The sequence below is a fragment of the Pseudomonas sp. GW821-FHT10B02 genome (genome assembly GCF_059415665.1).
This window is the reverse complement of record NZ_JBWKNR010000008.1, coordinates 94,332-108,156: the sequence shown is the minus strand read 5'-3', so window position 1 is coordinate 108,156 and position 13,825 is coordinate 94,332. Positions and strand designations below refer to the sequence as shown.

The 13,825-nt window shown below is 61.3% G+C and carries 13 protein-coding genes and 2 pseudogenes; 9 read left to right on the top strand and 6 right to left on the bottom strand.

Annotated elements, in window-relative coordinates:
- Nucleotides 1-20: 20 nt before the first annotated feature.
- From AC07OF_RS13990 to AC07OF_RS13980, 3 genes are all read left to right on the top strand, one after another.
- Nucleotides 21-770, top strand: a complete 750-nt coding sequence (locus tag AC07OF_RS13990) for a hypothetical protein (protein ID WP_157194194.1) — start codon at nt 21-23, stop codon at nt 768-770.
- Between the two features lie 112 nt (nt 771-882).
- Nucleotides 883-1,527, top strand: a complete 645-nt coding sequence (locus AC07OF_RS13985; RefSeq protein ID WP_157194192.1) for an MBL fold metallo-hydrolase — start codon at nt 883-885, stop codon at nt 1,525-1,527.
- A 96-nt stretch (nt 1,528-1,623) separates the two neighbouring features.
- Nucleotides 1,624-2,316: a YiaD family glycine zipper/OmpA-like lipoprotein gene (locus AC07OF_RS13980; RefSeq protein WP_157194190.1), complete on the top strand. Its 693-nt coding sequence runs from the start codon at nt 1,624-1,626 to the stop codon at nt 2,314-2,316.
- 81 nt (nt 2,317-2,397) lie between these two features.
- Here the strand turns inward: AC07OF_RS13980 and AC07OF_RS13975 are convergent, their stop codons facing one another.
- From AC07OF_RS13975 to AC07OF_RS13960, 4 genes and pseudogenes are all read right to left on the bottom strand, one after another.
- Complete coding sequence (locus tag AC07OF_RS13975; RefSeq protein WP_157194188.1) at nt 2,398-2,982, bottom strand: hypothetical protein; 585 nt, start codon at nt 2,980-2,982, stop codon at nt 2,398-2,400.
- A gap of 153 nt (nt 2,983-3,135) precedes the next feature.
- Nucleotides 3,136-4,038 (bottom strand): 1-acylglycerol-3-phosphate O-acyltransferase, YihG family, encoded by a 903-nt coding sequence (yihG, locus tag AC07OF_RS13970; protein ID WP_157194186.1) that lies wholly within the window; start codon nt 4,036-4,038, stop codon nt 3,136-3,138.
- A gap of 2 nt (nt 4,039-4,040) precedes the next feature.
- The gene (pta, locus tag AC07OF_RS13965) at nt 4,041-6,137 is read right to left on the bottom strand and encodes a phosphate acetyltransferase (protein ID WP_191833643.1); all 2,097 of its coding nucleotides are present in this window, start codon (nt 6,135-6,137) and stop codon (nt 4,041-4,043) included.
- 111 nt (nt 6,138-6,248) lie between these two features.
- A pseudogene (locus AC07OF_RS13960) lies at nt 6,249-6,371 on the bottom strand (DUF3565 domain-containing protein); the annotation flags it as partial.
- Here AC07OF_RS13960 and AC07OF_RS13955 point away from each other — a divergent pair.
- The 3 genes from AC07OF_RS13955 to AC07OF_RS13945 all read left to right on the top strand — a co-directional run bounded on the left by AC07OF_RS13955 (nt 6,340) and on the right by AC07OF_RS13945 (nt 8,722).
- Entirely contained in the window at nt 6,340-6,825 is a 486-nt protein-coding gene (locus AC07OF_RS13955) for an FKBP-type peptidyl-prolyl cis-trans isomerase (RefSeq protein WP_128322723.1), read from the top strand. The pseudogene AC07OF_RS13960 and the gene AC07OF_RS13955 overlap by 32 nt on opposite strands.
- A gap of 154 nt (nt 6,826-6,979) precedes the next feature.
- Entirely contained in the window at nt 6,980-7,462 is a 483-nt protein-coding gene (locus AC07OF_RS13950) for a glutathione peroxidase (protein WP_157194182.1), read from the top strand.
- Nucleotides 7,463-7,618: 156 nt separating this feature from the next.
- Nucleotides 7,619-8,722: an NADH:flavin oxidoreductase gene (locus tag AC07OF_RS13945; protein ID WP_157194181.1), complete on the top strand. Its 1,104-nt coding sequence runs from the start codon at nt 7,619-7,621 to the stop codon at nt 8,720-8,722.
- On the opposite strand, the gene AC07OF_RS13940 is transcribed toward AC07OF_RS13945, so the two are convergent.
- Nucleotides 8,691-9,908 (bottom strand): glycosyltransferase family 4 protein, encoded by a 1,218-nt coding sequence (locus AC07OF_RS13940; protein WP_157194179.1) that lies wholly within the window; start codon nt 9,906-9,908, stop codon nt 8,691-8,693. The two genes, AC07OF_RS13945 and AC07OF_RS13940, sit on opposite strands and share 32 nt — an antisense overlap.
- Before the next feature lie 178 nt (nt 9,909-10,086).
- Here AC07OF_RS13940 and AC07OF_RS13935 point away from each other — a divergent pair.
- Together AC07OF_RS13935 and AC07OF_RS13930 are read left to right on the top strand one after the other, a co-directional pair.
- A pseudogene (locus AC07OF_RS13935) lies at nt 10,087-10,857 on the top strand (PAS domain-containing protein); the annotation flags it as partial.
- Nucleotides 10,858-10,869: 12 nt separating this feature from the next.
- Nucleotides 10,870-11,403 (top strand): methyl-accepting chemotaxis protein, encoded by a 534-nt coding sequence (locus tag AC07OF_RS13930; RefSeq protein WP_371262010.1) that lies wholly within the window; start codon nt 10,870-10,872, stop codon nt 11,401-11,403.
- A 23-nt stretch (nt 11,404-11,426) separates the two neighbouring features.
- Here the strand turns inward: AC07OF_RS13930 and AC07OF_RS13925 are convergent, their stop codons facing one another.
- On the bottom strand, nt 11,427-12,767 hold the full coding sequence (locus AC07OF_RS13925) for an amidohydrolase (protein WP_495073017.1): 1,341 nt from the start codon (nt 12,765-12,767) through the stop codon (nt 11,427-11,429).
- Between the two features lie 116 nt (nt 12,768-12,883).
- On the opposite strand from AC07OF_RS13925, the gene AC07OF_RS13920 reads away from it, so the two are divergent.
- Nucleotides 12,884-13,825, top strand: a complete 942-nt coding sequence (locus AC07OF_RS13920; RefSeq protein ID WP_495073016.1) for a LysR family transcriptional regulator — start codon at nt 12,884-12,886, stop codon at nt 13,823-13,825.

The following is a 13,825-nucleotide window of genomic DNA, read 5'->3' as shown; positions in this document are numbered from 1 at the left end:
TCCGAGACCTTGAGGTGAAGATGAGACCCACGCTCACTCTGTTTACCGGCCTGCTTGCCAGCCTCTGCGTACCGGCGGTGGCCGACACCTTCAGCACGGCCATTGGCCTCGATTACTCAAGCGGTGACTATGGCACCGGGACCACCTCGGAAATCTGGTACGTGCCAGTGGTGGGCAAGTACGAAACCGGCCCCATGACTTACAAAGTCACCGTGCCCTGGCTGCGCATCACCAACCCTGAAGTCGGGCCGGATGGCGATCCTTTGCCTGGCGGTTGCCGGGATGTGGAAAGCGGCCTGGGCGATACGGTCGCCAGCGCAGGTTATGCGTTGCTCGACGGCAGTGAGGGCGGCGTATTGGTGGATCTGATCGGTAAGGTCAAATTTCCTACCGCGGACGAAGACCAGTGCCTGGGCACCGGCGAAACCGACTATTCCGCCCAGGTTGACCTCGCCAGGACGTTTGGCCCGGTGACCGGTTTCGCTACCCTGGGCTGGAAAAAGTTCGGCGATCCGCCCGATAGCGATTTCGACGACCCGGTATTTGCCAGCCTCGGCTTTGCTACCCCTGTAGCAATACGTACCACGGCAGGTGCGTCCTACGACTGGCGGCAGAAAGTTGTCTCCACTGGATCGCAAATCCAGGAACTCACGCTGTTTGTCACCCATAGGCTCAACCAGCAATGGAAAGTCCAGCTGTACGCGGTCAAGGGCTTTTCCGACGCCAGCCCGGATGCCGAGGGTGGGCTGATGGTCTTTCACGCGTTTTGATCGAATGCAAAGCAAGGATCCACATTGATCTGCGTCAGTTCGCTCGTCGTACTATGCTCGCCCACGTTTACCTGTTGCGCCAGAATGGGCCATCAATCGTCAAGGAACCTCCATGGAACCCGGAAAACCCTCGCTCATCCGCGAAACCTTCCCCGTCGGCCCGTTGCAGTGCAATTGCACCATCATCGGCGACCCGATCAGCAAAAAGGCCATCGTCGTCGATCCGGGTGGTAACCATGAGCAGATCCTCGCCCGCCTGGACGCGCATGGCCTGAAGGTGGTGAGCATCATCCACACCCATGCGCACCTGGATCATTTCCTGGCCTCCGGGCAACTGAAGGAAAAGACCGGTGCCACGCTGCACCTGCACAAGGACGATCAGTTCCTCTGGGACAACCTGGAAATGCAATGCCAGATGTTCGGCGTGCCTTACACGCCTGTACCCTCGCCAGACCGCTGGCTGGCCGATGACGAAGAGCTGGCCTGTGGCTGCGGGGTTGCGCTGCACACGCCGGGGCACACGCCGGGCTCGATGAGCTTCTGGTTTGCCGATGCCAAGCTGCTGATCGCCGGTGACACCCTGTTCCGTCGTGGCATTGGCCGCACTGATTTGTGGGGCGGGGATCAAGCGACCATCGTACGTTCGATCAAACAGCGCCTGTACAGCCTGGATGAAGACGCTACCGTGGTCACCGGGCATGGCCCGGATACCCGTCTGGGCGATGAGATGCGCCAGAACCCCTTCGTGCGCGCCTGAAATTTCAGGGAATTATTTTGCTTTTATGCAATCCAAGCCTGGCACAGAACCGCAGTCGGTCTGCCTGCACTTTCGAATTACAGTAGGAGCTTGTCCATGTTCACCATGCGTCGTTTGATTATCGTCGCTACCGTTGCCACCCTGATGACCGGTTGCGCGGGCCAGAGCCCGTACGACAGCCAGGGCCAGGCGCAACAAGGCTCCACCGGGATGAGCAAAACCGCCAAGTACGGCGGTCTGGGTGCGCTGGCCGGTGCCATTGCCGGTGCGGCCATCGATCACGACAACCGTGGCAAAGGCGCACTGATCGGTGCCGCCGCCGTCGGTGCCGCTGCTGCCGGTTACGGCTACTACGCCGACAAACAGGAAGCCGCCCTGCGTGCGAGCATGGCCAACACCGGTGTCGAAGTACAGCGTGAGGGTGACCAGATCAAGCTGATCATGCCGGGCAACATTACCTTCGCCACCGACTCGGCGAACATCGCCCCAAGCTTCTACTCGCCGCTGAACAACCTGGCCAACTCCTTCAAACAGTACAACCAGAACACCATTGAAGTGGTCGGCTACACCGACAGCACCGGCAGCCGTCAGCACAACATGGACCTGTCGCAGCGTCGTGCACAGTCGGTGGTCTCTTACCTGACTTCCCAGGGCGTCGATGCCAGCCGTGTGAGCGCCCGTGGCCTGGGCCCGGATCAACCGATTGCCAGCAACGCCGATGCCAACGGCCGCGCGCAGAACCGTCGGGTAGAGGTCAACCTCAAGCCGATTCCAGGTCAGCAGTACTGATACGTTTCGACCTACGTTTCGACCGATGTGAAAAGGGGAGCCAGCTGGCTCCCCTTTTTTTGTCGGTTACAACCGGCAGGCTCAGCCTTCGTGGCTGGTAGTGATTTTCAGCACGTCGGTGTAGATCAGATCGACCGTCTGGCCTTCCTTTAGTTTATCCATCTTCTTCTGCAGCTCTGGATCTTCAACCTTCACCACCTTTTGCGGGCCTTCTGGCGGCAGCAGGGTGACTTCGTGGGTTTTCAGGTCGATCTTGGTGATTTTCGAGGTGATCTTGATCTGGCGGAACGCTTCGCCGCCCGGATTGGGGTTGTCTTTGGTGGCGCGAATAACGCCGGCTTCCTTGCTGGCACCCGGTTCACCACCGACGGTGGTATCGAGCACGGTCGCCACCGAGCGGGTGACATGCACGTTGACCCGATCGCCGACTTTCAGGTTATCGAGGGCTTTGGCCTGTTCGGACAGCTGGATAGGCACCTGACTGTCTTTGGGACCGGCGACGGTTACCACGCGCTTGTCTTTATCGATGGCGAGGACGTTGGTGACCACGTCGTCTTCAATGGCGGTGCCACCGATCAGAATGTCTTGCGCCTGTGCCGAGAAACTGGCTGCAGTCATAAGCGAGGCAAGGGTGAAGGCGTGGGTCAGGGTGCGCAGCGGTTTCATAGGCATTCATTCCGTGTGATGACTGATGAGAAACATCGTGGGGAAGAGCATAGATGCTGGCGGGGGATTCGGGGGGCGCTAGGTGATTTTCTGTTGATCTGACTCAGTCCCAAGGAGAAGAAAGTTTCCCCTTGGGTAGAGTTTTTGCATCGATCAGGCCGGCGTGTTGTGTTCAAGACGCTCGAGCAGGGCGTCCTTGTCTTGCCACAACTGGTTGATCCATTGCTGGAAGGCCAGGCGATAGGCTTCATCCTGGTCGTAGTTCTTGCCCAGAAACTCTTGCGGAATCGCCAGTTCTTCCAGGTGCACAACGATGTGCTTCACCCGCCCGCAGAGCAAATCCCAGAACCCTGGCGCACCCGCCGGGTAGTGAAGGGTGACATTGACGATCGACTGCAATTGCTCGCCCATCGCATCAAGTACAAAGGCAATGCCCCCGGCCTTGGGTTTAAGCAGGTGCTTGTAGGGCGATTGCTGCTGGCGATGCTTGGCCGGGGTGAAGCGCGTGCCTTCGGCGAAGTTGAAGATGGCCGTGGGCTTGCCGCGAAACTTCGCACAGGTGCGACGGGTGGTTTCCAGGTCTTTACCGGCTTTTTCCGGGTGTTTGGCCAGGTACGCCTTGGAGTAGCGTTTCATGAACGGAAAGCCCAGCGCCCACCAGGCCAGGCCGATCACCGGTACCCAGATCAGCACCTGCTTGAGGAAGAACTTCAGCGGACGGATACGGCGGTTGAGCACGTACTGCAACACCAGGATATCGACCCAGCTCTGGTGATTGCTGGTGATCAGGTAGCTGTGCTGGTAATCCAGCCCGGCCAGGCCTTCGACCTGCCAGCGCGCCTTGCCCAGCAGGTTGATCCAGGCGTTGTTGTTGCTGATCCAGGCTTCGTGGATATGGCGCATCAGTTCATCGGTGATCCGCTGCGCCGCCGCGAACGGCAGGCACAGCTTGAACAGGCTGACGATGAACAACGGGGTGCAGCAGACAATGGTGTTGAGCCCCAGCAGCAGCGAGGCAATCACCCCGCGCAGTGGCGCGGGTAGCAATCCGAGCATGTTCAGCTATCCAGTGAGCGGTTGGCCTGAATCGCGGTCAGGGCAATGGTGTAGACGATGTCGTCGACCTGGGCGCCGCGCGGCAGGTCGTTGACCGGTTTGCGCAGGCCTTGCAGCATCGGCCCAAGGCTCACGCAATCTGCGCTGCGTTGCACCGCCTTGTGGGTGGTGTTGCCGGTGTTCAGGTCGGGGAATACATAGACGGTCGCGCGCCCTGCCACCTGGCTGTTGGGCGCCAGTTGCCGGGCGATTTCCAGGTTGGCGGCGGTGTCGTACTGCAACGGGCCGTCGATCTGCAGGCTGCGTTGGCTTTCCTGGGCCAGCAGGGTGGCTTCGCGGACTTTCTCCACCTCTTCGCCGCTGGCCGAATCACCGCTGGAATAGCTGATCATCGCCACCCGTGGGGCGATGCCGAAGGCTTCGGCGGAGTCGGCACTTTGCAGGGCGATTTCCGCCAGTTCGCTGGCGGTAGGGTGCGGGTTCATCACGCAGTCGCCGTACACCAGTACCTGTTCGGGGAACAGCATGAAGAACACCGACGACACCAGGCTGCAGCCCGGCGCGGTCTTGATCAGCTGCAGGGCCGGGCGGATGGTGTTGGCAGTGGAGTGGACCAGACCGGAGACCAGGCCATCGACCTCGTCCAGGGCCAGCATCATGGTGCCGATCACCACCGGGTCTTCCAGTTGCTGTTCGGCCATGGGGGCGTTGAGGCTCTTGCTCTTGCGCAGGCTGACCATCGGCTCGACATATCGCTCACGGATCAGGTCCGGATCAAGAATCTCCAGGCCTTCGGGCAAGCTGATGCCCTGGGCGCGGGCCACGGCCTGAACGTCGTCGGGCTTGGCCAGCAGCACACAACGGGCGATGCCGCGGGCCTGGCAGATGGCGGCGGCCTGCACGGTCATCGGCTCGGCGCCTTCAGGCAGGACAATGCGCTTGTTGGCTTGCTGGGCACGCTGGATCAACTGATAGCGGAATACGGCTGGCGACAGGCGCAGCTCGCGCGGGGTACCGCAGCGCTGGTGCAGCCAATCGGCATCCAGGTAGCTGGCGACGAAGTCGGTAATGATTTCCGCGCGTTCGCGGTCATCCACCGGGATTTCCTTGTTCAGCTGGTTCAACTGGTTGGCGGTGTCGTAGGAACCGGTGCTCACCGACAGGATAGGCAAGCCGGCCAGCAACGCGCCTTGGCACAGTTCGAGAATGCGCGGGTCAGGCTTGCTGTCGCTGGTCAGCAGCAGCCCGGCCAGCGGTACGCCATTGATCGCCGCCAGACTCACGGCAAGGATGATGTCGTCGCGGTCGCCCGGGGTTACCACCAGGGTGCCGGGTTTGAGCAGCGGCACGGTGTTGGCCACGGTACGGGCACAGATGATGATCTTGTTCATCCGCCGCTGTTCGTAATCACCGGCGTTGAGCACCTGGGCACCGAGCAGCTCGGCCACATCGCGAGTACGCGGGGCGTTGAGGTCGGCCTGATAGGGGATACAGCCGAGCAGGCGGAAGTCATCGCCGCGCAGCAATGGCGAGTGTTCTTTCAGGCGCTCGGCGAACACGCTCATGCTCTCGTCGGTGCGCACCTTGTTGAGGATCACACCGAGCACTTTCGGGTCTTTCGGGCCGCCGAACAGCTGGGCCTGCAACTCGACCCGGCCGGAGAGCTCGGTGAGCACTTCGTTTTCCGGTGCCGATACCAGGATCACCTCGGCATCCAGGCTCTTGGCCAGGTGCAGGTTGACCCGGGCGGCATAGCTGGCGTGACGGGTCGGGACCATGCCTTCGACAACCACCACGTCTTTGCCGATGCACGCTTGCTGGTACAGGGTGATGATTTCTTCGAGCAGCTCATCGAGCTGGCCATCGCCGAGCATGCGCTCGACATGGGCCAGGCTCAACGGCTTGGGCGGCTTGAGGCCATGGGTGCGGGCGATCAGCTCGGTGGAGCGCTCGGGGCCGGTATCGCCGGGGTGCGGCTGGGCAATCGGCTTGAAGAAGCCGACTTTCAGCCCAGCGCGCTCAAGGGTGCGCACCAGGCCCAGGCTGATGGAGGTCAGGCCGACACCAAAGTCGGTCGGCGCAATGAAAAATGTCTGCATGCGAGCTTCTCGAAATGAGCGGTGCACAAAGAATCAATTGCCAAGGGTATCGCTATCGGCACCCCGAGCGCATCCGCCACAGGTAAAAGCCGGTTTCGGGCAGGCTGGCAAACTGCCCCGTTTGTCCGGGTTGCGTTCGCTTTCAGGCGATGCGTTGGTTACACTTACGGGCTCTACATTCTTATGCAAAAGGTCTCGCCCCATGCTGATCGCCGCCAACAAGGCTGTCTCCATCGACTATACCCTGACCAACGACGCTGGTGAGGTCATCGACAGCTCCGCCGGCGGCGCTCCGCTGGTCTACCTGCATGGCGCAGGCAACATCATTCCAGGCCTGGAAAAAGCCCTGGAAGGCAAAGCTGCCGGCGACGAGCTGGAAGTTGCCATCGAGCCGGAAGACGCTTACGGCGAATACCTGGCCGAACTGGTCAGCACCCTGAACCGCAGCATGTTCGAAGGCGTCGATCAGCTGGAAGTGGGCATGCAGTTCCACGCTTCCGCGCCTGATGGCCAGATGCAGATCGTGACCATCCGCGATCTGGACGGCGACGACGTGACTGTCGACGGCAACCACCCGCTGGCCGGTCAGCGCCTGAACTTCAAGGTCAAGGTCGTCAACATCCGTGACGCCAGCGAAGAAGAAGTAGCCCATGGCCACGTCCATGGCGAAGGTGGCCATCACCACTGATTTTCTGCGCTAAGCTCAGAAAGTCGCGAAGGCGCCCGGGCAAGACCGTCGCATTCCAGTAGGGGAGGACGGCTTGGCAGGGCGCCTTTTTAATGGGCTGGTGTAACTGATTGCAGCCCGCAGCGGCAACCGGGATCTGGAGAGGGAATACGTCATGAGTGCATTTCACGACCTGAAGTTGCAGGCGCTGAATGGCCAGGAGTTGCCTCTGGCGCCGTTCAAGGGCCAGGTGGTGCTGGTGGTCAATGTCGCCTCCAAGTGTGGCCTGACCCCGCAATACGCGGCACTGGAAAATCTGTATCAGCAGTACAAAGGCAAAGGCTTCAGTGTCCTGGGCCTGCCGTGCAATCAGTTTGCCGGGCAGGAGCCGGGCACTGAAGTTGAAATCCAGCAGTTCTGCAGCCTGAACTACGGTGTGACCTTCCCGCTCAGTAGCAAGCTGGAGGTCAACGGTGCCGAGCGTCATCAGCTGTATCGCTTGCTGGCCGGGGAGGGCGCGGAGTTTCCTGGCGACATCACCTGGAACTTCGAGAAGTTTCTGGTCGGCAAGGATGGCCGGGTGCTGGCGCGCTTCTCGCCACGTACTGCGCCGGATGATTCGACCGTGGTGACGGCGATCGAAAAAGCGTTGGCTTGATGGATCTATCGCGGGGCAAGCCCGCTCCCACAGGGTGACCCTGGTGGGAGCGGGCTTGCCCCGCGATGCTGTTAAATCACTCAAATCAATAGTGCTGGGCCACGCTAACGGCTCACCCTATCCTCAGGCGCATTCCTAACTTCCCTGGAGCGCCGCATGTCCGCCACCGCACTGTTCACCCCATTTCAACTGGGCTCCCTTGAGCTGCCAAGCCGTGTGGTCATGGCACCGATGACCCGGACCTTCTGCCCCGGCGGTGTACCGCATGCCAAGGTCGTCGAGTACTACCGTCGCCGTGCCGCCGCAGGTGTCGGCCTGATCATCACCGAAGGCACCACAGTCGATCACAAGGCCGCCAACGGCTATCCGAACGTACCGCGCTTCCATGGCGAAGACGCCCTGGCCGGCTGGAAAAAGGTCGTTGATGCCGTGCATGCCGAAGGCGGTCGCATCGTTCCGCAACTCTGGCATGTCGGCAGCGTGCGCCGCCTGGGTACCGAGCCGGACGCCAGCGTGCCGGGCTATGGTCCCAGCGAGAAGATCAAGGATGGCCAGGTGGCGGTCCACGGCATGAGCCGCGACGATATTCGTGAGGTGATCGAAGCTTTCGCCCAGGCCGCCCGCGATGCTCAGGCGATTGGCATGGATGGGGTGGAGATCCACGGTGCCCACGGTTACCTGATCGATCAGTTCTTCTGGGCGGCCAGCAACCAGCGTACTGACGAATACGGTGGCGATCTGGCCGGACGTTCGCGTTTTGCCATTGAGCTGATCCAGGCTGTGCGCGCCGCGGTCGGCCCGGACTTTCCGATCATCTTCCGCTTCTCACAGTGGAAGCAGCAGGATTACAGCGCTCGTCTGGTGGAGAGTGCCGAGGCGCTGGGCGCGTTCCTGCAGCCGCTGGCCGACGCGGGTGTGGATATCTTCCACTGCTCCACCCGCCGCTTCTGGGAGCCGGAGTTTGAAGGTTCCGAGCTGAACCTGGCCGGCTGGACCCGCCAGCTCACCGGCAAGCCGACCATCACCGTCGGTAGCGTCGGCTTGGACGGGGAGTTCCTGCAGTTCATGGTTGCCACCGACAAGGTGGCGCAGCCGGCCAGCCTGGAGAACCTGCTGACGCGCCTGAACAATGATGAGTTCGATCTGGTGGCCGTGGGCCGCGCGCTGCTGGTCGATGCGGATTGGGCGGCCAAGGTTCGCGATGGTCGTGAACAGGACATCCTGCCGTTCAGCCGCGAGGCGTTGACGACTCTGGTTTGATCGTCAGGGCCGCCGGGGGAAGGCGCGCGATGTTGCTCTGGCCCTGGCGGCAGGCATCCAGCAGGTGGTCTTCGAACTGCTCGACAATCGCTGGCCAGCCTTGGCGGCTGGCGTGTTGACGAGCATTCAGGCGTACCCGCCGCAGCGCCTCGGCGTCTTCCACCAGCCAGTTGCAGGCGTCGATAAACGCGTCCTGGTCACCCGGCATGGCCAGCGCACCGCTGTGACCGTGGCGGATATGCTGGGCCGCGGCGGCTTGATCGTAGGCCACCACGCCCAGCCCTGAGGCCAGTGCTTCGAGCACTACACTGCCGAAGGTTTCGGTCAGGCTGGGGAACAGGAAAATGTCTCCCGAGGCGTAGTGTTCGGCCAGGGCTTCACCCCGTTGCGCACCGCAGAACAGGGCGTCAGGTAACTGTTGCTGGAGTGCGCTGCGCTGTGGGCCGTCGCCGACCACAATCAATTTGATCCGTCGCTGTGGATAGTTTTGTTGCGCAGCCTGCAGACATTGCTGGAGCACGCCGAGGTTCTTTTCCGGCGCCAGGCGTCCGACATGCAGCAGAGCGATATCATCATTTTCCAGCCCCCACTGTTCTCGTAGCGTCTGGCTTCGTCTACCCGGGTTGAACAGTTGACTGTCAACGCCGTGGCCCAGCAGTGTCAGGTTGTCGAACCCGCGCCGTTGCAGTTCAAGGCGCTGGCTGACGCTGGGCACCAGCGTGGTGTGCGTGCGTCGATGAAACCAGCGCAGGTAATGCGTGAGCATCCGAGCCAGCAGCCCGAAGCCGTAGTCGCTGGCGTACTGATGAAAGTTGGTGTGAAAGCCGCTGACCACGGCAATGCCCAATCTGCGTGCTGCCCGCAGCGCGCTCAAGCCCAACGGCCCTTCGGTGGCGATGTACAGCACATCCGGGCGCTGCCGGCGCCAGCGGCGGATCAGCTTGTGCATCGACACCTGCCCCCACTGCAATCCCGGATAACCGGGCAACGGCCAGCCGCGGCACAGCAGCTGCCATTGATTACCGGCACCCAGCGGATCACCAGCCTGACGCGGGCGTACCAGTTCGACCCGATGGCCACGCTGGAGCAAGCCTTCGCTCAAGCGGCCAAGAGTATTGGCCACGCCATTGATCTCGGGTGGAAAGGTATCGCTGATCAGCGTGACATGCAGGGTGGGTGCGCTCATGAACAGCAGTTTCAGCGCCTGCGATTGCGCTGCTGTGACGCATTCGTGACTGATTTGTGACGCCCGATTTACGGCGTCTCTGGATGAAAAATATTTCCCAGGGATGCGCTCAAGAATGTCTGACAATCAGCCGATGCAGAAGCATTCGAATGATTGATTCCGCTCCAGGAGAGCGTTGATGTTCAACAGCAAACTGAAACAAGAAAACCTCCGTCTGCGCGAAGAGCTGCTGTCCATGGAGCAGGTCAAGAGCAGCCTGGACAGCGAGATGCTGGTATTGCAGCTCGACCCCCAGGGGCGGGTCGAATCGGTCAACAGCAACTTCGAAAAGGAGATGCTGTACAGCAGCCATCAATTGATCGGGCGCAATATCGAAGAGATCGTGCCGGCCCACGTCAAACAGCTGGATTTCTACCAGCGCATGAAGACGGCCATCACCCGGGGCGAGCATCTCAACGGGGCGTTTCGTCTGCTCCGTGGCAATGGCGAAGAGGCCTGGCTGCGCTCGATTCTGCAGCCGGTCAAGAGCAGCGAAGGGCGTCTGAAATACTTCACCCTGCATTCCAGCGACCTGACGCGCACCATCGAAACTTCGCGTGAACATGAAAGCCTGATCAAGGCACTGATGCGTTCCACCGCAGTGATCGAGTTCAACCTGCAGGGCGAAGTGCTGACCGCCAACGATCGCTTCCTGCAGACCATGGGTTATCGCCTGGAGCAGGTCGTCGGCAAGCACCACCGTCTGTTCTGTGATCCGGAGGAGTACAACTCCCCGGCCTACCAGGGGTTCTGGGACCAGCTGCGCCGTGGGGAGTTTGTTGCCGCGCGCTTCAAACGGGTGGATGCCCATGGTCGCGTGGTGTGGCTGGAGGCCTCTTACAACCCGATCATCGACGCCCATGACGTGCTCTACAAAGTGGTCAAGTTCGCCACCGTGATTACTGATCAGGTCAATCAGGAAATGGCCGTGGCCGAGGCTGCGGATATTGCCTACAGCACTTCGCTGGAAACCGACAGCAGCGCACGCAGCGCCACCGCAGTGGTGACCCAGACCGTGGAGGTGATGCGCGGCCTGGAGACTTCCATGCAGGAGGCGGCCAACGGCATCGAGGCGCTGGACAAGCAGTCGCAGGTGATTGGTTCGATCATCAAGACCATCAGCGACATTGCCGGCCAGACCAACCTGCTGGCCCTGAACGCCGCTATTGAAGCGGCCCGTGCCGGTGAGCAGGGCCGTGGGTTTGCCGTGGTTGCCGACGAAGTTCGCCAGCTGGCCTCGCGTACCAGCACCGCCACCGAGGAAATCGCCCGCGTGGTGCAGCAGAACGAACAACTGGCCAAGGCCGCTGTGGATATTATCGACAGCAGCAAGCGTCAGGCCGAACAGGGCCTGACCCTGGCCGGACAGACTGGCACGGTGATCGTCGAAATCCAGGACGGGGCGAAGAAAGTGGTCAATGCCGTGGGGCAGTTCTCCAGCAAGTTGGGTAGCTGATAGCTGTTCTTACACGGCCGCTCTCACAGCGGCTTGTTGAAGAACGCGCTTAGTGTCGCAGTGACTGCCCGCGCACCGGTGGTGATAGCGGGCAGCTCAACGACAAAGCCGGGTGTATGGTTCATCGCCGCCGGCAGTTGTTTCTTTTCGACCAGGTTCTTGTACACATCGGGCTTGCCCGAACCCACCTCAAGGAACAGCACCTTGGTATCCGGGTAAGGACTGGCCAGCATATGGAAGTCCTCCGAGCCCATCAGCGGCGGCATGCCAGGCAGCACCTTGTCGGCACCGAGCTGCTGCACCAGTGCCGCATGGGCCAGCTCGGTCTGCGCCTTGCCGTTGAATACCGGGGTGGCATAGCCCTTCATGGTGTATTTGGCCTGGTAATCGGCCGGCATGTCGTTCATCACCAGCACGCCGCGGGTCACCGATTTGATGCCTTCTATCATCCGCTCGCGAACCTGTGCGTCGTACCAGCGCAGGTTGAGTTTGAGCGTGGCACTGACCGGGATGATGTTGTTATTGACCCCGGCCTGAAAGGCGCCGACGGTGAGTACCGCAGGTTTGGACTGATCGACCATGCGGCTGATGATGGTCTGGTAGCCCATGACCGCCATGGCTCCCATCACCACCGGGTCCTTGGTCACATGCGGGGTCGATCCGTGCCCGCCGATGCCGGGCAGCTCGACGTCGATCTGGTCGGTGCCGGCCAGGCGCGGCCCTTCGCGCAGGCCGACGCTGTCCGCCGGGTAGACCGGCGACACATGCGCGGCCAGCAGTACGTCAGGCTTGGGGGCAAAGTCGTAGAGGCCGTTATTGACCATGGCGGTGGCGCCTTCAAGGATCTCCTCCGCCGGCTGTGCGACCAGTACCAGGGTGCCTGACCATTGGTCCTTGAGCTGGCTCATGACCTTGGCGACCTCGATCAACCAGGTGGTATGCGCATCATGGCCACAGGCATGCATCACCGCCTGGCTGGGGTTGCCGAGCCAGGGTGTGACCTTGCTGCTCTGATAGGGCAGGCCGGTGGCCTCTTTGATCGGCAGGGCATCCATGTCGGCGCGGTACATCACCACCGGCCCCGGGCCGTTGCGCAGGATACCCACCACGCCGGTGGTGCCTATCGCCGTCTTCACTTCAAAACCCTGCGCTTGCAGGGCCTTGGCCACCAGCGCGGCGGTTTCCTTCTCCTGGAAGGCCAGCTCCGGGTTGCGGTGCAGCTGTTTGAACAGCTCGATCATCTGCCCTTCATCCTGTTTTACCAGGGTGTCGATGCGGGTGTTCAGGTCGGTTGGCGCAGCGTGTACCGAGAGGGCACTGAAACAGGCAAGGGCAAGAATGCTCGGGCGAAGAGGCAAAGGCATGGCGTAAATCCTTGTACGGATAATTATTGTTCTGAAGGTGCTGTGTTGCATGGGCAATCAAGTCTGTGTATCTATGCCTGGTGCGTCCAATGCAAAAATAATCAAGGATTGATGCAGTGACTGAATCAATAGATTTGAAGCGAATCCGCCATCTGGTGTTGCTCAGCGAGGAGTTGCACTTCTCCCGTGCGGCCGAGCGAGCCAACCTGTCGCAGACCGCCTTCAGCCGCAGCATTCAGTCGCTGGAAACCGATCTCGGGGTACGCCTGTTCGACCGTGACACCCGTTCGGTGATGCTCACCGCCGCCGGAAGGCAATTGTTGGCCAGCGGGCGGGAATTGCTCGGTTGTGCCGGGCGGCTGGTTGCCGAGGCGAATCACATTGCCCAGGCAGAAGGTGGCGAGTTGAATTTCGGCGCCGGCATGATGGCGGCCAATCTGTACCTGCTGGATGCGCTGACCGTGCTGCGCAAGCGTCTTCCCAAGCTGGTGATGAAGGTCGAGGTCAATCACTGGAATCAGCTGGTGCAGCGTCTGGAGCAGGATCAGATCGAATTCTTCGTCGCCTATACCTGCGACCCGGCGCGCCAGTCCGATCCGCGATTCGATATCACCCCGTTGCCGGCGGTGCCTGCTTCAGTGTTCTGCCGCGGCGATCACCCACTGATTCAGCACAGGTCAGCACCCAGCCGCCAGCAGCTTCTGGACTATCCGTGGAGCTCGGTGCTTTTCGATGAGATCGCGCCGGCGCGCTTGCGTGAACTGTTGGGGTTGGCCGAAGGCACGGTCGCGCCACTGGACCTGGGTTGCAATGACTTGCAGTTGTTGCGCGGGACGACGCTGGGCAGCGACGCGTTGCTGTTTACCTGGCGAGCCTGGCTTGAAGAGGATCTGCGCACGGGGGCGATCCGTGATCTGGGAGCGTTGCTGCAGCCCGGTTTTCCCGGTGGCCGCTGCAGCATCGCCAGTGCCATTGTCTGTCACGCCGGACGAACCTTGTCGCCGATTGCGCGGCAGGCCATCGAGCTGATCAAGGCGGCGGCCGATAGGCCGCAGTGA